At 56.7% G+C, this 18,592-nt stretch carries 16 protein-coding genes; 4 read left to right on the top strand and 12 right to left on the bottom strand.

Annotated elements, in window-relative coordinates; translation table 11 throughout:
* The first annotated feature begins 34 nt into the window (after nucleotides 1–34).
* Both BLR08_RS13245 and BLR08_RS13240 read left to right on the top strand, forming a co-directional pair.
* The gene (locus BLR08_RS13245; protein WP_072329714.1) at nucleotides 35–253 is read left to right on the top strand and encodes a DUF1540 domain-containing protein; all 219 of its coding nucleotides are present in this window, start codon (nucleotides 35–37) and stop codon (nucleotides 251–253) included.
* A gap of 155 nt (nucleotides 254–408) precedes the next feature.
* Nucleotides 409–960, top strand: coding sequence for a DUF488 domain-containing protein (locus BLR08_RS13240; RefSeq protein WP_072329712.1), 552 nt, complete (start codon nucleotides 409–411; stop codon nucleotides 958–960).
* Nucleotides 961–1,030: 70 nt separating this feature from the next.
* On the opposite strand, the gene BLR08_RS13235 is transcribed toward BLR08_RS13240, so the two are convergent.
* The 5 genes from BLR08_RS13235 to BLR08_RS13215 all read right to left on the bottom strand — a co-directional run bounded on the left by BLR08_RS13235 (nucleotide 1,031) and on the right by BLR08_RS13215 (nucleotide 7,374).
* Entirely contained in the window at nucleotides 1,031–2,857 is a 1,827-nt protein-coding gene (locus tag BLR08_RS13235) for a cache domain-containing sensor histidine kinase (protein ID WP_072329710.1), read from the bottom strand.
* Entirely contained in the window at nucleotides 2,854–3,693 is an 840-nt protein-coding gene (locus BLR08_RS13230; protein ID WP_072329708.1) for a response regulator transcription factor, read from the bottom strand. Before BLR08_RS13230 ends, BLR08_RS13235 begins: the two co-directional genes overlap by 4 nt.
* 77 nt (nucleotides 3,694–3,770) lie before the next feature.
* The gene (locus BLR08_RS13225) at nucleotides 3,771–5,441 is read right to left on the bottom strand and encodes an extracellular solute-binding protein (RefSeq protein ID WP_072329706.1); all 1,671 of its coding nucleotides are present in this window, start codon (nucleotides 5,439–5,441) and stop codon (nucleotides 3,771–3,773) included.
* A gap of 165 nt (nucleotides 5,442–5,606) precedes the next feature.
* Nucleotides 5,607–6,497, bottom strand: coding sequence for a carbohydrate ABC transporter permease (locus BLR08_RS13220; protein WP_072329704.1), 891 nt, complete (start codon nucleotides 6,495–6,497; stop codon nucleotides 5,607–5,609).
* A gap of 13 nt (nucleotides 6,498–6,510) precedes the next feature.
* Complete coding sequence (locus tag BLR08_RS13215) at nucleotides 6,511–7,374, bottom strand: ABC transporter permease (RefSeq protein ID WP_083537026.1); 864 nt, start codon at nucleotides 7,372–7,374, stop codon at nucleotides 6,511–6,513.
* A 315-nt stretch (nucleotides 7,375–7,689) separates the two neighbouring features.
* On the opposite strand from BLR08_RS13215, the gene BLR08_RS13210 reads away from it, so the two are divergent.
* Nucleotides 7,690–8,574 (top strand): alkaline phosphatase family protein, encoded by an 885-nt coding sequence (locus tag BLR08_RS13210; RefSeq protein WP_072329702.1) that lies wholly within the window; start codon nucleotides 7,690–7,692, stop codon nucleotides 8,572–8,574.
* Between the two features lie 94 nt (nucleotides 8,575–8,668).
* Here BLR08_RS13210 and BLR08_RS13205 read toward each other — a convergent pair whose 3' ends face one another.
* Complete coding sequence (locus BLR08_RS13205) at nucleotides 8,669–9,250, bottom strand: type 1 glutamine amidotransferase family protein (RefSeq protein WP_072329700.1); 582 nt, start codon at nucleotides 9,248–9,250, stop codon at nucleotides 8,669–8,671.
* Between the two features lie 153 nt (nucleotides 9,251–9,403).
* Between BLR08_RS13205 and BLR08_RS13200 the strand changes: the two genes are divergently transcribed.
* Complete coding sequence (locus tag BLR08_RS13200; RefSeq protein WP_072329698.1) at nucleotides 9,404–10,408, top strand: helix-turn-helix transcriptional regulator; 1,005 nt, start codon at nucleotides 9,404–9,406, stop codon at nucleotides 10,406–10,408.
* 74 nt (nucleotides 10,409–10,482) lie between these two features.
* On the opposite strand, the gene BLR08_RS13195 is transcribed toward BLR08_RS13200, so the two are convergent.
* From BLR08_RS13195 to BLR08_RS13170, 6 genes are all read right to left on the bottom strand, one after another.
* Nucleotides 10,483–11,358 (bottom strand): AraC family transcriptional regulator, encoded by an 876-nt coding sequence (locus BLR08_RS13195; protein ID WP_072329696.1) that lies wholly within the window; start codon nucleotides 11,356–11,358, stop codon nucleotides 10,483–10,485.
* Nucleotides 11,359–11,836: 478 nt separating this feature from the next.
* A complete protein-coding gene (locus BLR08_RS13190) occupies nucleotides 11,837–12,046 on the bottom strand; it encodes a hypothetical protein (RefSeq protein ID WP_072329694.1) in 210 nt (69 codons plus the stop codon).
* A 79-nt stretch (nucleotides 12,047–12,125) separates the two neighbouring features.
* A complete protein-coding gene (locus BLR08_RS13185; protein ID WP_072329692.1) occupies nucleotides 12,126–12,554 on the bottom strand; it encodes a DUF6157 family protein in 429 nt (142 codons plus the stop codon).
* A 153-nt stretch (nucleotides 12,555–12,707) separates the two neighbouring features.
* Nucleotides 12,708–14,246 carry an MDR family MFS transporter gene (locus BLR08_RS13180; protein ID WP_072329690.1) on the bottom strand — a complete coding sequence of 513 codons (1,539 nt, stop codon included), beginning with the start codon at nucleotides 14,244–14,246 and terminating at the stop codon, nucleotides 12,708–12,710.
* A 152-nt stretch (nucleotides 14,247–14,398) separates the two neighbouring features.
* Entirely contained in the window at nucleotides 14,399–15,538 is a 1,140-nt protein-coding gene (locus tag BLR08_RS13175) for a response regulator (protein ID WP_072329688.1), read from the bottom strand.
* On the bottom strand, nucleotides 15,531–18,566 hold the full coding sequence (locus BLR08_RS13170; RefSeq protein WP_072329686.1) for an ATP-binding protein: 3,036 nt from the start codon (nucleotides 18,564–18,566) through the stop codon (nucleotides 15,531–15,533). The genes BLR08_RS13175 and BLR08_RS13170 overlap by 8 nt, the downstream gene beginning before the upstream one ends.
* Nucleotides 18,567–18,592: the final 26 nt, after the last annotated feature.

Below are 18,592 nucleotides of genomic sequence, written 5' to 3'. Positions count from 1 at the left end.
CTCGTCCGGGTAAATACAACATGAGGTGATGAACATGGAAAATCCAATGGTTAAATGCAGCATTGCGAACTGCGAATACTGGGAGCAGGGCAATAACTGCAGCGCTGAAGTCATTATGATCGAAGTTAACGCTCATGCGGACAAGTCCGAACCTCAAACCCGGCACGGACAAGCTTATGACTCCGAGCATCGGGACGAGGCGGAAGGAGTCGCGGATACCTGTTGTCACACGTTCACCGAACGAACTCATTAGACGAATACGATACGCCTGCAAACATAGCGTCAATAACAAAGAGCCTGGCTGTCTGACAGCAGCCGCTGAAAAAGTACAGTCCCTCCGGAAAATGGAAGAGGCTGTACTTTTTTTGCCGTGTAGCGAAAACTGACAGCATCCGTGGAGGGGTCTTTATGCAGATATTTACAATTGGACATTCTACTCATTCCAAAGAGAACTTTATTGAAATGCTAGGCTTTGCCCAGATAAAATTTGTCGCCGATGTTCGTGCTTTCCCCGCAAGCAGGAAATATCCTCAGTTTGGAAAAGGTGAAATGGAAAAATGGCTGTCCGAAGAAAATATCAGCTATCAGCACTTTCCAGCGCTTGGCGGAAGGCGAGGAATATCTCCATCAGTGGGGGCAAGTCTGAACGAAGGGTGGAATAATCCGTCTTTTCATAATTATGCGGATTATACGCTGACTGAGGACTTTGCAGGAGGCATGGATGAGCTGGTAAATAAAGCGGCTTCCATGAAGCTCGCTTATATGTGTTCGGAGCGGCATCCAGCGCGCTGCCATCGCCTGCTGATCAGCAACTGGCTTACCGCAAACGGATGGGAGGTGTACCACATGATAGACAATTCCCGAGGTGAAACTGAGCTCGTCCAGCACCAGCTTGGAAAATGGGGCGCCATGCCGATCATCGAGGAAGACGGAACGATCGTTTATCCGAAGATCGGTTGATGGGAACCGGAGCCGTGTCTGACAGCCAGTCTGGTGTCATGCACGGCTCCGGTGGATTTCTTGCATGCGGTCAGGCGGGCTCGTCCTCCTGCACATAGGGGACCGTCCGGCTGACGCATGGGATGCGGATCGTCACCGATGTGCCGATGCCAAGCCGGCTGCAGATCTGAATGCCGTACGGCTTGCCGTAGTGAAGCTGGATGCGCTGAATCACATTGCGGATGCCGTAGCCGCCCTCCTCGTCCGGCTCCTCCATCCGGACAAGCCGGCTTACCGTTTCCGGCCTCATGCCTACCCCATCGTCGATGACGCGGAATTCGATATCGTCCCCGTCACGCCGTCCGGTCACGCGGATATGCACGCGGTCGCCGCACCAGGCGTGCTTGAGCACATTTTCCAGAAAAGGCTGAAGCAGCAGTTTGACCATCTCACAGCCCAGCACCTCCGGCTCGATCTCAAACAATACGTCCAGCCGGTCCGTGTACTTCACCTTCTGGATATCCAGATACGCCTTGGCCTGCTCCAGCTCGTTGGCTACAGGAATGATGGTTCTGCCTTCGTTAAGCGACAGCCTGTAGAACAAGGCCAGATTGCTCACCATGCGAGGCAGCTGCTCCACTTGTCCGAACTTGGCCAGCAGGCTGATCGAGGACAGCGTATTATACAGAAAATGCGGATTGATCTGCGCCTGCAGCGATTCCAGCTCGGCCTCCTTTTTCTTCAGGCTGGTCACGTACACCTGCTGAATCAAATCATCGATATGCTGGACCATGGAGTTGATCGACTGCGCGATAACCGCGAATTCATCTCTGCCCTTAAACCGGATTCGCTTGCGAAAGTCCCCGTCTCGGAACGAGTCCAGCACCATGACGATCCGCGAGACGCGCCTTGAGAAATGACGCGACAGCAGCGCCCCCGCCAGCAGGAAAATGAGGAAGCTGGCCGTGCCGACCCCTAGCGTAAGCAGCTTCACTTTGCGGGCATCCTTCTCTACCCATTCCTTCGGAATATCGGCGACGAGCCGCCAGTTCACTTCGGACAGCGGCTCCGTAATCGTCAGCATCTCCGGAACCGGAGTTTCTTGCTTGCGGCCCTTCCCTGCCGAATCCCCCGAGCCGGGCCCCGCCTCATACAGCGAACGGCCTTCGCTATCCTCGATCCGCACCAAAGTTCCTTGGCCGAAATCCGGGGACACGGTCTCGAACAGATCGGCCAGCTTCACCGTCAGCCGGAGGAAGCCATATTCCCGATCCTGATGGACCGTCCCCGTGTCAATCAGCCTGCGAAGCAGCGATATATTGCCGAACTCCTCATCCCGCTCGATCTGCTGCCATTTCATCGTCTCTCCGTAGCGCTCGGAGGGGAATTCCCGGTACCAGGAGTTGCCCTGAATCCGCCACATATGGTAGATATCATAGCTCTTGCCCGCCGTAACAATCGGATCGGAGTCATTGTAATAGTTATAAATTTCAGGAAGCGTCTCATAACGCAGATAGATCGCCAGCGCAACCCGGCGGTCGGTCGATTTCAGCACGCTCTCCACCTTGGGCAGCAAATACGTCGTCGTCGACTCGTAGCCGTACCAGCCTTCGCGGTAATGCCTAAGCCGGGTGGCCGTCCCGTCATCATAGTACATAATATCCGTCAAGCGGACCGTATCCTTCATCCGGTATTCGATGTTATCCCTCATCTGGCGCAGCGCCGCCTGAACGTTGTCCCCGGTCTGCTTGCGCACCGAATCCACGAATATCCAATTGGCGACATAGCCGAAGACGAGCACATGAACCAGCGTCAGAATCAGATAAGAGAACATCAGCTTGTAGCCAAAGGAAAGAAACCGGCCCTTCCGGCCCTCGTCAGCGGCAGCGTCACGACCGGACTCGCGCAGACTCGTCATGACTTCTTATTATCCCCGTTGCGGAACTCGACCGGAGTCATGCCATAGGTTTCCTTGAACTGCTTGCTGAAATAGGGCATATACCGATAACCGACCCGGCCGGCCACCTCATAGATGCGCAGCTTCGGGTCGCGGAGCAGCTCGCCGGCCCGCTCCATTCGCAGGGCGACCAGACATTCATGGAAGGAACGCCCGCTTGCTTCCTTGAACAGCTGACCGAGATAATTCGGCGAGAAACCGAACTTGTCGGCCGCCTCCTTAAGCGTGAGCTGTCTCTCCAAGCCCTCTCGCATGTAATCGATCACTTCCTGGATCAGCTTGCCGTTTTTGACCGGCTTGCCGCTCAGCCAGGTCCGCTCCAGCGCTTGCCCCCCGACGCCCTCGGCCGCGATATCGCTTCGCTCGGCGTGCTGCATGCCGCCCGATCGCATAAGCTTCAGCTCCCGCTCCCGCTCGCGGGCTTCATCCAGATCCTTGCGTATCCGATCGAGCGATTCGATCAGTTCTTCTTCATTCATCGGCTTGAGCACATAGCTGTACGCCTGAAGGGCCAGCGCTTCCTTGACATACTGAAAATCCCGGTACCCGCTGACGAAGACGACCCGCACATCCGCATACCGCTCTCTCACGCGGCGAGCCAGCTCCAGACCCGACATATTGGGCATGTTCACGTCGGTCACCAGGACATCTACCCGTTCACGCTCTGCCAGCTCGCAGGCGGAGAAGCCGTTCGTTACAGCGCCTACAATCTCCATACCGAGAGACTCCCACGGGATGAAGGCTTTCATTCCCTCCAGATCCAAGGTTTCATCATCAGCGATAAGCACTTTATACATCACGCCTTCTTCCTCCTTCCCCCGGCCTAACGCGAATGGCAAAATCGGGGGCACGCCAGGTGCACCCGATAGCTGTCCTATTTCTTCTTCATCTTGGCTTCATTTTCCTTCCATTTCGCGGTCAAATAATCCAGCAGCTTGCCCACGCCGAGCGCCTGAGCGTCTTTCTCGCCTTTCTCGATGATGGCGATAACCTCTTGCTCGCTGCCTGCCAGCATCGCCTGACCGCGGACTTTCTTGTAAAGCTCGATCCAGCGCTCGCGAATGACGCCCTCCGGACTGTCCTTTGGCGGTTCGATGCCGCGCATAGCCGTCAGATCCAGATGCGTTTTCCATGTAATCGAATCTTGATACTTGGTCTCCCAAGAGCGCTTCTCTTCAGGAAGAGACAGCTCAGCCTTCACCTTGATCTTGTCATTATAAGTGGCATTGCCTACGAACTGGAGATCGTTGGTGGCGTTCATGTTTTTCATCCGCTCTTCCGGCTCGGCGAAAAACTTGTCGGTCAGATTCGGCAGGCCTTCACTATCGACGCCCTGCCAATACATGCCCTCAGGTCCCCAGACGATCTCGCGCATCCCTTCGGGAGAGGTCATCCAGTCCAGCACGGCGAAAATTTTCTCAGGGTCCTTGGCCTTCGTCGTGATCGCCGCCGCATTCCATCCGAGACGGTCGTAGTGGGCGACGGTAATTTTATTTTTGTCCAGACCCGCCTTATGGATCGGCCAGATCATGAAGTAACCGGCGTTCGGATCGTCCTTGCTCAGCAGCGCATGTCCCTTGGACGCATATTCGATCGCCGTCACGTCCACGTATACGGCTACGCGGCCGGTATTGATTTTCTCGCGCACCTGATCCACCGTTTGCGTCAAGGCGTCCTGCGTCATCAGCTTCTCGCGGTGCAGCTTGTTGACGAAGACCATCGCTTCCTTGTAGACCGGGTCTGCGAACAGCGAGGTGAACTTGCCGTCCTTCGGCACGGCGCGCAGCGTGCCGGCGTAGCTGGCCGGATTGTTTTCGGCAAACGCCGAGTACAGAATATCCACGCCTTTGCCGTCCTTCGCCTGTCCGGGCTCCAGCGGGATGACGTTCGGATATTTTTCCTTCACCAGCTTCAGGTAGCTGTACAGATCGTCGAGCGTCTCCAGCTTCGGCTTGCCGAGCTCATTGTAAATTTTCTTGTTCACGACATAACCGGCATTGCCCGTCGGCTTATTGGTATACCAGTTCGGGAACAGGTACAGCTTGCCGTCCTTGTACCGGAGCATGTTCAGAATCTCGTCGCCGGCCCATTTCTTCAGATTGGGGTACTTATCCAGATAAGGGTCGAGCGGCACCAGAGCGCCGTTGGCGATCAGCCTGTCGAAGTCGGGACGGTCGCCCCAGATGACATCCGGCAGGTCTCCGCCGACGATCATCGTGTTCAGCTTCGCTTCCTGGTTGCCGCCCGAATTGATAGCCGTAATGTTCAGCTTCAGCTTCTCTTGGACAGCCTTCGAGAATAAGTCCTTGCCCCATACCGGCATCGTGTACCAGCCATAGTTGCCGTACAGGCTGAACGAGAAGGGCTCGCTGCCTACCTTCCACGGTCCTGCGGCGGCCGCAGGCTTCGGGGCCTCCTTGCCGCTCGAATCCGGGGCACCTGTGTCCCCGGCCGGGCCGGCTCCTCCCGAACAGGCGGCGAGCACCGTTCCGAGCGTCAGTACGGCGGCGATGGACCCTGCCCCTTTTGAAAGCGCTTTGCTCATTCTTCTTCATACCCCTTCCCCTAATTACTTAGTATATGCTAAATGGTCCGGCGGGCAAGAAGCGGATTCCCGCTTGCAGACGACAGGATGCGGTCGCGCTCTTTGCGGAGCGCTTGCCCGGATGCATCGCGACGGACCTTTGAAGCCATGCGCTTGCATGCTCGGCTATTCCTTGAGCGAGCCGACGAGCACGCCTTTGACGAAGTAACGCTGCAGGAACGGGTACACCAGGACGATCGGCAGCGTTGTCACCATCATCGTTGCCATAGTAAGCGATTTGGTCGTATAGGTCTGGCTCCTCATAATAAAGCTGGTCGAAGCCGAGTCGGCCGAGTTCAGCTCGGAAGCGATATTGGACTCGAGCGTCTGCTTAAGCAGCGTCTGCACCGGGAGCAGATCCTTGTTGTTGATATAGATGGAGGCGACGAACCAGTCGTTCCAGTGCACGATGGCGGCGAAAAGCGACAGCGTCGCGATTACCGGACCGGATAGCGGAACGACGACCCGGATGAAAGTGGACCAATAGCCGCATCCGTCGATACGCGCCGCATCCTCCAGCCCGGGAGGAATTTCCTTGAAGAAGGTCCGGAATATAATCATGCTCCACACATTGACCATCGTCGGGATAACAAACACCCAGAACGAATCGAACATGCCCAGGTTGCGGATAAGCAGGTAAGTCGGAATCAGGCCGCCGCTGAAGTACAGGGTCAGGATGGCGAAGGTCATATAATAGTTCCGGCCGATCAGCTCCTTGCGGCTCATCCCGTAAGCGAACAAAGCCGTGATTGAGATGGTTAGGAATGTGCCGACCAGCGTCCGCGCTATCGAGACGACGAAGCCCTTCAGTATTCGAATATCCTTTAGCACGACCGCGTAATTTTCCAGCGTAAACACCCGCGGCCAGAAGGTGATGTTGCCCAAGCTCGTATCCGTCCCTTCATTGAAGGAGACGACTGCCGCATTCCAGAACGGATAGAAGGTCAGAAAGCCGAGCAGCGTAAGCGCGGTATAGATGAATACGGTAAATACCCGGTCTTCCCAGGCCAGCCTCATAGAAATACCCTCCTTACCACAGACTGTTGCCGGTGCGGCGCGCAAGATAGTTGGCGAGCGTCAGCAGTCCGACGCTTACGATCGCCTTGAACAGGCCTACCGCCGTCGCGAATGAATACCGCCCCAGGTTAATTCCCATCCGGTACACGTATGTATCCAGCACATCCGACACATCGCGTAGCGCCGGGTTGACGCCGAGCAGGAGCAGATCCTCGAAGCCTGCATCAAGCAGATTGCCGATCGCCAGAATCGAGAAGATCATGATGACAGGCATGATGCAAGGAAGCGTGATCAGATACGTCATGCGGAACCGGTTTGCCCCGTCGATGGACGCCGATTCGTACAAGCTCGGATCGATCGAGGCGATAGCGGCAATATAGACGATCGAGCCGAAGCCGATCTCCTTCCACACATTAGTGGAGACGATGATGGTCCAGAAATATTCGAGTACGGACAAGTATGGAATCGGCTCATCGATGACATTCAGCTTTTGCAGCAGAATGTTGACGCTTCCATTGTCAGTGGACAGCAGGGCGATGGCGAAGTTGGCCACGATAACCCAGGAGAGAAAATAAGGCAGATAGCTGACCGTCTGAACAAGGCGTTTGAAAAACAGGTTCCTGACCTCATTAAGCAAAATCGCCAGCAGGATCGGAGCCGGAAAGCCGATGAGCAGCTTCAGCAAACTGATGACCATCGTATTGCGCATCACAAGTCCCAGCTCCGGCGACTGGAAGAAATCATTAAAATGCTTGAAGCCCACCCACGGGCTGTCCCAGAAGCCTTTAAATACCGAATAATCCTGGAACGCGATAATAACGCCGTACATAGGGAAATAGCTGAAGACCAATATTAGGATCAGCGCCGGAATGACCATCAGCTGCAGCTCCCACTGTCTCAGCAGCCTGCTGCCCAAGGCTTGCCCGGACCGGCGGGCCGCTGGACGGTCCGTCCGGATCGCGGTCGCGGTTTGTTTCAAACCTACCACCCTTTCGATTCGTCGTTGATAGGTATAATCTTAGCCCACTGTCCGCCATGCCGCCTACTTGCCTAATCAATGAAATGTGATACTTATCAATGAAAGCGCAAACAAGTTGAGTTGTCCATTGACACATGCTCACGGGTAGATTAAGATTCAAGCATAAAACAATATCATACAACTAAAAACCACAATAAAAGGTGGTTCTGTCACATGAAACAACCGAACATAACCAGAGTATTCCTCATAGGCTGGGACGGGGCAGGCAGCTTCATTCGTTCCGCCCTGACGCCGCGGTTGGATAACCTGACGGCAAACGGGATACTATCGTTGGATGCCCGAACGGTATCGCCCACGATCAGCGCGCAGTGCTGGGGTTCGCTGCTGCATGGCGTCAGTCCGGACAAGCACGGCTTGACCAATGACAAGGCAAGCTGGCAGCCGTATCCGGGCGATTCTCCTTATCCGTCCATCTTCGGGGTTGTTCGCGAGTCGCTGCCTGAGGCGAAGCTGGCTTCGTTCAGTTCGTGGAGCCCCATCAATGACGGGATTATCGAGTCTGATATCGGTGTCCATAAGGAAACGGCGGAGCTGCCGGAGATGGCGGAAGAAGAGGCCGGGGGAGACAGCAGCCTCAGCCGGCTGGCGAAGAAGGAGCGCAGCTTGGCGCTGGCGGCGGCGTCCTATGTAAGAAGCAATCCGGATGTGAAGCTGATGTTCGTCCAATTTGATCTGCCCGATGCGGCCGGCCATCAGGACGGGTACAACACACCCGGACAGATTCGGGCCATCGAGCAGACCGATGCTCATACAGGCATTTTGCTGGATGCAATCCAAGCGGCGGGGCTTATGGAGGACAGCCTGTTTATTTTTGCGTCCGATCACGGCGGGGGCGGCGCCGACCCTTTCGATCACGGAAGCGATCATCCGCTCGATACAACCATTTTCTGGGGATGCGCCGGCCCCGGCATTTTTCCTGGAGCAACGCTTGACGCAGACTTTATCCTCACCGACACGGCTGCGGTCGTCGTGCATGCGCTCGGTCTGGACGCGCCTTCGACGTGGGAGGCTAAGCTGCCGTTTCGTATTGGTTTGTAGAATAGCTGCGTCTTTTGCGTAAAAAAGGAAGGGCCGCCAGCGCGTACGCCGGCAAGCTCTTCCTTTTTGTGTTACACAAACCGGATGCGCCGCCTCATTGGCTTAAGTAACCGGATTTGAAGATATGATACCATTCATCCAGCTCCCGCCCTTGAAGAACGCCCAACCGTTCCAGAATATGCTTGGAAAACTCCACAGCCGCGCTGCCGTTGGCCGTAATCAGCCCCGGGGCGCTAACCGCCTGAGCTTCCACATAATGCGCTTCTCCCCGATAATCCGGCGCACCGAGTCTCATATATGCCAGCGTATTGCCGGTATGCGCCTTGTGATCAAGAAAACCGTGCCTGCCCAGAAAAACGGTCGCATCGCATATGGCCGCCACTTCAATATTCCGCTGTACAGCCTCCTCCACCAGCTCCCGGATCGGCTCATGGCGTTCCTCCGCCCAGCCGGTTCCGCCGGGCAAGATCAGCATGGCGGTATGCGCCAGAAACGAGCGGTCGCTCAGTTCGTAATCCGGCTGCACCCGGAATCCGCCCATAGATGTCTTAAGCTCCGGATCGATCGCGGCCGTCTTCACCCGGTAGCCCGTCCGCTCCTTGTTAATTTCCGCCGTTACATAGCTCGCTTCCCAATCCGCAAACCCATCCGTCAATACAACGACTACTTCTCTCATTGTTGATTCCTCCTGCAAGTCATTATGTTATTCTTGACCCAAGCATACCGTGTCTCCCCTGACAAACGCTGTCAGCGGATATTTGCTCCGGATAAAAAGTAACAGCGCCGGCCAAGCGGGACTTAGGGTATAATGACACCGGGAGGGATGGAGATGGCCAAGTGGGATAATATGCTGATGATTCTGTGGCAGCTTCGAGCCAAGCGCCAGGTAACGGCCGAGCAGCTAGCGGAAACTTTGGAGACGAGCGTCCGTACCGTCTACCGCTATATCGACGCGCTGTGCGCAAGCGGCGTCCCCATCATCGCCGAGCCCGGGCATGACGGGGGCTATTCGCTGCCGGGCACGTTCAAGCAAGCCCCGTTATTTCTGACGGACGAAGAGCGGAAGGCGTTGAGCCAAGCAGCTTTGTTCGCGCACGGGGCCGGATATCCGTTCGAGGAGCGCCTGCAGCAGGCGCTACGCAAAATTCAGCTGTACGCAGGGGACGCCTGGTCGGATGAAGGAAGACCGGGACGGGCAGCCGTCGGAAGCCTGGATATCGTCCCCACATCCGATCACCGGTCGCTGCGCTCCCTGCTTCAACTGCTGGATCAGGCGATCGAAAGCGGAGTCCGGATGCAGGTTCGCTATGCGAAGCAAGCCGGAAACGTGCCGGAGACGCGCGAGTTGGACCCGTACGGACTTACGTACAGGTTCGACAACTGGTACGCGGTCGCCTACTGCCATACACGCCGGAGCGTGCGGACATTCCGGGTGGACCGGATACGGGATGCACGTTTAACCGGTCAAACCTTCGACCGGCCGGAGCAATTTTCACTGAAAGCCTACCTGCGGCAGGAACTTGCCGAGCAAGCCTCCGGGAGGGCTCAGACTGTCTGCCCGATCCGCTTGACGGGCGATTCCGACAGTCTCCGCAGACTTTCGCGGCATTGGTACTTGTGCCATTGCATCGTGCGACAGGAGGAGAACCTGCTGCAGCTCAGCGTTCCTGCCGACATAGCAGACGCCTACATGCCGGAGCTGCTGCTCGGCTACGGTCCGAAAATTATCGTACACGAGCCCGCCAGCCTGAGGGAAGCGCTGAGCCGGCTTATCCGCCGGATGGCCGAGCAGTATGGCATGGTCCAGCCTGAGCAGGGACAGGGGAATGTTTAGCTAGAGCGAGCGTCCGGACGGTCTGGCTGCTCGCTGGTTGGCGGCCGCTCCACCCGGCGAGGTCATTAGGCGAGTCAGGCCAGCGGGATATAAATCTTTATCCGCAAATCGTCCGGGTACGAGGAATTCATCACATCCGTTACCTCGAAATCCGGCCCCTCTCTGCGCTCATACTTCGAATTCGGCAGCCAGACGCCATATATATAACGACGGATGTCCGGTGTTACATGAGCCGGACCGTAAGCTTTGAATTCGGCATAGCGTCCTCCCGGAATCCGAATGAACCTAAATCCTTGTTTCAATCCTTCTTCCAGTGGAGGCTTGCTCACCGTCTCCCCCACGATGAATATGAAGTCCCCATCCTCTTGGAATTCGCAAGAGACGCCGTACGCCATATCCGGAGCGGCCCGGTGAGGGATGCCGAGATAACGCCCCCGCTCTCCAAATTCCCGGTAGAAGCCCGCAATGTCCCCATAATGCCGACCCTCGGCGAGGTTTGTCGAATAAGCGAAGCCTACGATGTCCAAAGGCTCCCGTTCTACCAGCTTAGGCTTGTCTATCTTCGTCTCTGTCCCCTCTTTCTGTCGATATTCCAGTAAATTCAGCCTCGGCCGATGCGGGATGGGCGAGCCTTCCTTCCGGTACCGCCCCGGGGGCAAGCCAAAATAAGCTTCAAAGGCACGGGTGAACGCTTCCTGGGATTGATACCCCCAAGCGACGGCCAGCTCCAGAATGCTTCCGCTTGAATACGCAAGCTGCTCCGCCGCCTCCGACAGCCTTCTTGTCCGAACATACTCCTGTACCGTGAAGCCTGTTATCGCCAAGAACATACGTTGAAAATGAAAGGCCGAAAAGCTGGCCGCCCCGGCAATCTCTCCGATTTTCATAGGCTCATTCAGATGTTTTTCGATATAATCGACGGCTGCCTGGATGCTTTTGTAATACTCCATATCAACACGATCCTTCGCTAAAAAAGTGATAGATGTTCGCACAACTCCTGTACTTCTGACCGCCTGCCGGCCGTGTTTGTACGTATTTCCGTACATCTCCCAAACTTTTGATCGCCAGTCGGCTGCGTTTATACGTTTTTCCGCACAACTCCTCTTCTTCTGACCGCCGCTCGAGCGCTTTTATACGCTTTTCCGCACAACTCCCATATCACTGACCGCCAACCGGACGCTTTTATACGTTTTGTCAGGTTACCATGAAGTCCCCTTCCGCGGGAAAGAGAGACTTAAGCAGTCACATAGCTTCCCTCCCCCTAGTATGAGGCAATCGGGATTCGTTTGTTTGATCGCATATGCGCTTATGCGAAGCAAAGCCTGCCCCTGCGGTTCCGCTGAACCGGGGACAGGCTTTGCCTTCGTTAACGCAACTATAAAGTACCATTCTGACGCCAGACAGACACCGCTTGTCCCGCCTCGCGCGCTACGGAGTCTGCGGAGGAATTTCCTGCGGCCGCCCCGGCTGCACCTCCGGTATCGTCTCAGGCTTAATCTCCGGAACCGGAGACGGCTGAATCTCGGGCTTCGGCTGCTCCGGCTTAATCTCCGGCGGGGCCGGCGGCTGGATCTCCGGTCCCGGGCGCGGGGGCAGCTCTTCCGGCACGCCGGGCTGACGGGCTGTATAATCGGTCATGGACTTCAGCACTCCTTTCCTCATGTAGAAAGGATTACCCGGTTTGTCCCCGAATGAATACGCGCCCGGCAAGCGCCGCTTACTTCGCCCGGCTGCTGCGCATCCCGGCAAGCACTTTCAGCTCTCCGCTTTTATTGTCCGCGTACTCCTTGTACTCGGGGCTTTCCACTCCGTAGAGGGCAATTCGCCCCTCCTGATCGAAATGAATGCCCCAGCCGTATTTCTTGGGAAGCATGGAGGCGCGCAGGCAGGCATGAGGACGCTGGAAAAATTCCTCCCGGAGCTGCGCGCGGCTCGCCTCCAGCTCCTCTGGAGGAATTCCCTTGTGGCGGACATGCACCTCGAATAAAATATCCTCCTGCGTATACGTATAAGGGCTGCCCGCCAGCAGCTCGTATTCGAGCCCGTGCTTTGAGGGGCCGCCTTTCCGTTCCTGAGGGATCATGCCGACAGCGGCCGTGCTGTCCGGAGACACCGTGATAAAGGTATTGTAGTAGTTCAGGTTCATATGCCGCACCTCCACTTTTCCCCTATTATACCCTCTCCTTCCGGCCATCGCATCTCTTGTTCCGTAGAAATGCCGCCGCCTCGGTGAGAAGCGGCGTATCCCTCCAAATGTGCGGCTGGATGGCATCGAGCAACAGGCTGCCGGTGCCGGGCTTCAGTGAGAAGTAGCGTACCCTTCCGATTGAGCGGCCGCATGGGCCTCGGCTTCGGCGGCAGGGTCCAGCTTCTCGCGGCTCATCGCGAACGCTGCTCCCAAAGCAAGCAGCGCGGGCAGGACGCTCCAGGCGAAGGTGACGCTGATGGAGGAAGCGAGCCCCTCCGTTATAACGCTGAGCAGCTGCTCCGGCATCCGGGAGCGGACAGCCGGATCCAGCAGCGTGTGAGAATCGGCGAGGGACAGGTCCTGCGAACCGGTCGCAGTGGCGGCCATATGCCGGGTCAGCGAATGGCTCTGCAGGATGCCGAATATTGTGATGCCGATAGCCATCCCGAGCGAACGCAGGAAGTTAAGCGTCGAGGTGGCCGCTCCCCGCTGCTGCGGCGGGAAGGAATGAATCGCCGCATTGCTGAGCACCGAGAAGGAAGCTCCTATTCCGAGTCCTGCCATAATCATATACAGAACTATGCTGAGCCGCGAGGAATCGGCTGTCAGGGTGGACAGCAGCGCCAGACCGGCAACCAGCAGGACCAGAGTTGGAAGCATCACCGCCCGGAAAGAAAATCGCTGGATCAGGAAGCCGCCGACCGTTGCCGTTACGACGCTGCCCACCATCATCGGGAGAAGCACAAGTCCCGAGTTCGTCGCGCTGCCCCCAAGCACGCCCTGGATAAAGATCGGGATATAAACGGATGCCGTGATATAGGCGGCGCCGCTGAATACCGCAACCATATTGCTTGTCGCATAGAGACGGCTGCGGAACATGCGGAAGGCCACGATCGGCTCTACAGCCCGCTTCTCGGCCAGTACGAATAACGCCGCAAACAGTACGAAAACCGTGAACAAGCCGATAATCGGCAGCGAATTCCAGGCATATTCCTTGCCTCCCAGCTCCATGGCGAACATCAGACAGACGACGGCTCCGACCAGCGTCGCAGCGCCCGCCCAGTCGATCTGCTGACGGGCATGCTGACGGGACTCATGATAGAAAAAGGCGACGAAAACAAGCGACAGCAAGCCAAGCGGAAGGTTCAGATAGAAAATCCACTGCCAGGTGATGTAATCCGTGATATAAGCGCCGAGCAGCGGGCCGAAGATGCTGGACATGCCGAATACCGCACCGAATAATCCGCCCAGCTTGCCCCGGTTCTCGGGAGTGACCGCATCGAACATGATCGTGAAGGCGACCGGGACCAATGCGCCCGCGCCGATCCCTTGTACGGCCCGGTACAAGCTCAGCTGAATGATCGATTCCGCTGTGCCGCAGAGCGCCGAGCCTGCCATGAAGACAATGATGCCGAAGATGAAAAATCGCTTGCGTCCGTACATGTCGGACAGCTTGCCGAAGATCGGCATCCCGGCCATCTCGGCTACCATATAGGCGGAGGTGACCCACACAAATTTATCCAGTCCTCCGAGTTCACCGACAATCGTCCCCATGGCCGTCGCTACGATCGTATTGTCCATCGAAGCCATCAGAATAGCCAGAAGCAAGCCGGCAAGGATCATTCCCGTGTTGTTCGCCTGCAGTTTCATAAGAGATTCCCTTCTTTCCTTGTGCAAATTTAATTGGCTTCCATACTACGATCATAAGCCAATAACCCTGACAACTGTTTGTCAGGGTTATTGGCCTCATGTTTCTTTATTTTTGAAAAATCGCGGGGTCCGGTCGATCGGGTTCTTCCGTTTTACTCCGTCTGCCGTGGTTTGTGATAACGCTCGATAAGCTTTTGCATCGCCGGGGTAATCTCCAGGCCCAGCTCTTCGTGGACGTGGCGCTGCAGCTGCTCGACTACCTTTAGCACCGCCCCCGCATGGCCCGCGGCGTCCAGATGCAGCAGGAGACGGTAGTAATGCATATGCGCAAACGGCTCGAGCTTGATCAGCCTGCGCAGCAGCGCTTCCCGCTGAGTTCCCCGCGACTGGGTTAGAGCGGCTTCGAGCGCATGCACATACGCCGCACGCAGCTCTTCCCGGCGGGACTCCGCCCACCGGTAATGCTCGGTCTCCATATAATCGCCCCGGTACAAGCCGAGCAGTTCCTCGGGCTCCATGTCTCTAGCCTGGCCCAGCTTGGACTCCAGCCGCTTGACATCGCTGGCGACGCCCTCCACCCGCATTCGGTAACGTTCATCCGCGAATATGATCATCTCATGGCAGCCGGCTGCCTTCAGCATGTGACGCAGATGATACATCGTGGTATGGAGCAAAGCTTGCGCCCGCTCGGCATGCAGCTCCGGCCACAAGGCTTCCAGAATATGATCGCGGTATACCGGCATGCCGTCATGATGCCACAGGTAGGCGAATAATTCCTTCGTCTTCTTCGTTCTCCAACTGAACAGCTCGCCCCCGGCTGAATAAAGCTCCAGACTCCCCAGCGCCTGCAGCCTCAAGGGCAGATCAGGCCCGGTATGACTCGCGTTTTCCTCCTCGACAGGCCGCTTCCGGGGAGGAGCTTGCACGGCCCCCGGCGAAGGGCGGTACCGGTCGATCAGCTTGGCGAGCCGTTCCTTGGAGACGGGCTTAAGCAGGTACCCTTTCGCATTGACGTCAAAGGCATGCAGCGCATACTCCTTGTAGGCCGTCACGAAGATGATCTCGGCTTCGGCGAACCGCTGCTGCAGCTGCTCGGCGGCGACCAGCCCGTTCAGCCCCGGCATTTCGATATCCAGAAAGATCAAATCCGGCCGGAGCTCAGCCACCCGCTCGATGGCCTCGCCGGCCTGTAGAAATTTCGCCTGCACCTGCACGCCGCCGATTTCCTCCAGCAAAATTTCAAGCACATCGAGCGCAATTTCCTCATCGTCAATCAATATCGCGTTAATCATTACGGACCTCCGGCACTATAAACTGGAACCTGGACCCCTCCCCGGGGCGGCTCCGTATGTCCAGCTTCTGCGCATAGAGCATCTGCAGCCTGCGATTCACATTGCCGATGCCGATGCCTCCGCGCTGCTGGTTATGAAGCTGCATCAGCGTCTCCTCATCCATCCCGGCTCCGTCGTCCTCGACGACAAGGTTGATCTGCCCCTCATCATCGCGGAACACCCGGATGTCTACCGTACCGCCCTCCGGCTTTCCGCCGATGCCATGGCGTACGGCGTTCTCCACCAAGGGCTGAAGGGTAAGCGGCGGCAGCAGGAAGTGCAGGTCGTCATCCAGATGATAGCGGATCTCCAGACGGCTGCCGAAGCGAAGCTGCTCGATGGCCAGGTAGGCTCTCACCAGCTCCAGCTCTTTTTCGAAAGGAACGAGATTGCCCTGGAAGACGAACGTGAACTTGGCGCGCAAATAGGTTGTCAAATGATGGATCGTATCCCTCAGCTTGCCCACATCCTTGTAGCTCAGGCCTACAAGAGCGTTCATGCTGTTGTACAGAAAATGAGGCGTAATCTGAGCCTGCAGGAAATCCATCTCCCGGCGGACCGCTTGCTCGGATGATTTCTTCATCGCCAGCAGCGAGCTGACTCTCGCCTTCAGCTCGGCCACTTCGAAGGGCTTCTGCAAAATATCGTTGGCTCCGGCCTCGAAGGAAGCCAGCATATCGCTGTGCTGTCCGGAAGCGGTCAGCATCAGCACGGGCAGCTCCGCCAGATTATGCAGCTTGCGAATCTCGCGGCATACGTCAAGGCCGGAGATGCCAGGCATCATCAGATCGAGCAGTACGAGGTCGGGATGCGGCGTCTGCCGCAGCTGCTCCAGAGCCTCCGTCCCGCTCTGCACAGCCTTGTAGGCATATTTCATGGAAGAAACCGCATCGATGCATATTTTCAGATTCGAACGCTCATCGTCCACGATCAGCACAGTGATGGAGCCCGCGGGGTCAGACTGCGATGAAGCCGGGAACTCCGGCGTCCGCTCCTCGCCGCCGTACCATGGGAGTTGGCGTTCCGCCCCCGGCTCGGCAATGGGCAGATTGAACGTGAAAGTTGTCCCCCGGCCCAGCTCGGAGTGAACCTGAATTCGTCCTCCCTGAAGCTCCACCAGCTGCTTCGTGATACTAAGTCCAAGCCCGATGCCCGAGCGGTCGCCCACATCGGCCGAGCTGGTTTCGAAGGGCTCGAACACACGAGCCAGCTGCTCCGGCGCAATCCCCCGCCCTGTATCGGTCACCGTGACAATCAGCTCCCCCGCTTGCTCCGAGGCGCTGATCCGAACGAAGCCGCTGTCGGTAAATTTCAGCCCGTTCTCCAGCAAATTGTACATGATCTGCCGCAGCCGGTTCTCATCGGCCAGCACAAGCGGCAGATCGGGAGGCAGATCGTCCTGCAAGACAACCTGCTTGTTGCGCGGCGCGATCGACAGCATATCGAACACCAGCCGCGCCGTCATTCCGAGATCCACCGGCGTTAGCTGAATACGCAGACGCCCCTGCTTGATCTGGGACATGTCCAAAATATCGTGGACCAGCCCGGCCAGCCTCCGGCCCACCAGATTCAGCAGCCTGACATTTTCCCGGTGCTGCGGCTCAAGCTTCGTCTCCTTGTCGTCCAGCAAGATCTGCGACAAATTGATGATGCCATGCAGCGGAGTCCGCAGCTCATGAGAAGTTTTGGCCAGAAATTCATCCTTGTGCCGGTCATGGGCGATCAGCTGCAGGGAGAGCTGCTCATTGCGCACGAAAGCGCGCTGCAGGCGATGGGATGACTGGAAAGCAAGCGAGAAGACGAGCAGCAGCGGCGTAACGATCATGAAATAGGGATGCTCCAGCCCAAGCTCGTACCTGTATTGGGCAGACGCCCAGGACAATATCATAAAAAACACATTCAGCACCGTAAATATCGGCAGGTAGCCCCCCTTATTCCGGATTCGGAAGAGGGCATAAAATATAATGAGAAACGTAGCTGTCTGCAAAAGCAGATTGACGGGCATCGTATAGTACAGATAATCATTGGGAATGACCACAATGAACACGCAATACACATAGGTGATCCCGCGAAAAATCCGAAAAGGCTTGTGATCAGGCTCATCCAAATACCTGTACGTATACAAGCTGAAGAACAGGAACGACAGAAACACAGTGACAAACAGCAGCTTCTGCAGTAGCTCAAACGGGAAGCCTGGAAACAGGACGGCCGCCAATATTTCATTGTCGAGACTGAAGAACAGTCCCGTCGTCAGGCAAAACAGACTCAAATACATCAGATGCCGCTCTTTGCTCCACTGTCTGAACATACCGGCGAAATAAAGCCCGAAGATCAGCATCGTCATCATCAGAACCATATCGGTCAGCCTGGCATGGTCGCGGTGCTTGATCATGACCAGCTGCTCGCCGAATTCAGGAGCTTGGGTCAGCCCGCCTTCCAGATATCTTAGGCTGGCCACCTGGATCACGATCTCTACCGGGCCTGCCTCCGCCTTCTCAGAACCGAAGAACGGCAGATTGCTGGCAACGAACTCTTCTCGGATCAGCGAAGGATTTCCATTTCCCCCGAGAGCTGTGCCGTTTATAAACCAGCGGCTGGACATTCTCGTTTTTTTGGCGCGAATGCTGTAGATGTCGCTCTGATCCACCTGGACTACCAGTCGATAGGTTCCGGCTCCATAACCGGGGCGTCCGTTCGTCGCAACCTCGTCCTTCCAGTTGCCCGGCACGTCGATCAGCTTCCGGGAGGCTTGCAGCGCCGGATCGCCGCGGAAGTCATCGGGAGTCAGCAGCTTGTCCGGATAAAACTCCCACTGGCCGCGGAGCGACAGCACGCCCCTCTCCTCATAGTCCCATCCCCGGGCATCCAGCACACCTCCGACTGCGCGAACGGCAGCGTCGGGAGGATGAATCCAGCGAAAAATCAGTACACTGGCCGATGAGGCAAACAACAAAATCATAGCTAACAGTATTGTAAAAGGCTTGGTCATAAGGTCATCCTTTAAATTCTTTTGTC

This window comes from Paenibacillus sp. cl123, assembly GCF_900101595.1.
Classification (GTDB): Bacteria; Bacillota; Bacilli; order Paenibacillales; family NBRC-103111; genus Paenibacillus_G.
This window is presented reverse-complemented; position numbering and strand designations above follow the sequence as displayed.

Excerpts from the sequence above, each read along its gene's own strand:
- BLR08_RS13245 (WP_072329714.1), top strand. The coding sequence starts at position 35 with ATGGAAAATCCAATGGTTAAATGCAGCATTGCGAACTGCGAATACTGG.
- BLR08_RS13240 (WP_072329712.1), top strand. The coding sequence starts at position 409 with ATGCAGATATTTACAATTGGACATTCTACTCATTCCAAAGAGAACTTT.
- BLR08_RS13235 (WP_072329710.1), bottom strand. The coding sequence starts at position 2,857 with ATGACGAGTCTGCGCGAGTCCGGTCGTGACGCTGCCGCTGACGAGGGC.
- BLR08_RS13230 (WP_072329708.1), bottom strand. The coding sequence starts at position 3,693 with ATGTATAAAGTGCTTATCGCTGATGATGAAACCTTGGATCTGGAGGGA.
- BLR08_RS13225 (WP_072329706.1), bottom strand. The coding sequence starts at position 5,441 with ATGAGCAAAGCGCTTTCAAAAGGGGCAGGGTCCATCGCCGCCGTACTG.
- BLR08_RS13220 (WP_072329704.1), bottom strand. The coding sequence starts at position 6,497 with ATGAGGCTGGCCTGGGAAGACCGGGTATTTACCGTATTCATCTATACC.
- BLR08_RS13215 (WP_083537026.1), bottom strand. The coding sequence starts at position 7,374 with ATGGTCATTCCGGCGCTGATCCTAATATTGGTCTTCAGCTATTTCCCT.
- BLR08_RS13210 (WP_072329702.1), top strand. The coding sequence starts at position 7,690 with ATGAAACAACCGAACATAACCAGAGTATTCCTCATAGGCTGGGACGGG.
- BLR08_RS13205 (WP_072329700.1), bottom strand. The coding sequence starts at position 9,250 with ATGAGAGAAGTAGTCGTTGTATTGACGGATGGGTTTGCGGATTGGGAA.
- BLR08_RS13200 (WP_072329698.1), top strand. The coding sequence starts at position 9,404 with ATGGCCAAGTGGGATAATATGCTGATGATTCTGTGGCAGCTTCGAGCC.
- BLR08_RS13195 (WP_072329696.1), bottom strand. The coding sequence starts at position 11,358 with ATGGAGTATTACAAAAGCATCCAGGCAGCCGTCGATTATATCGAAAAA.
- BLR08_RS13190 (WP_072329694.1), bottom strand. The coding sequence starts at position 12,046 with ATGACCGATTATACAGCCCGTCAGCCCGGCGTGCCGGAAGAGCTGCCC.
- BLR08_RS13185 (WP_072329692.1), bottom strand. The coding sequence starts at position 12,554 with ATGAACCTGAACTACTACAATACCTTTATCACGGTGTCTCCGGACAGC.
- BLR08_RS13180 (WP_072329690.1), bottom strand. The coding sequence starts at position 14,246 with ATGAAACTGCAGGCGAACAACACGGGAATGATCCTTGCCGGCTTGCTT.
- BLR08_RS13175 (WP_072329688.1), bottom strand. The coding sequence starts at position 15,538 with ATGATTAACGCGATATTGATTGACGATGAGGAAATTGCGCTCGATGTG.
- BLR08_RS13170 (WP_072329686.1), bottom strand. The coding sequence starts at position 18,566 with ATGACCAAGCCTTTTACAATACTGTTAGCTATGATTTTGTTGTTTGCC.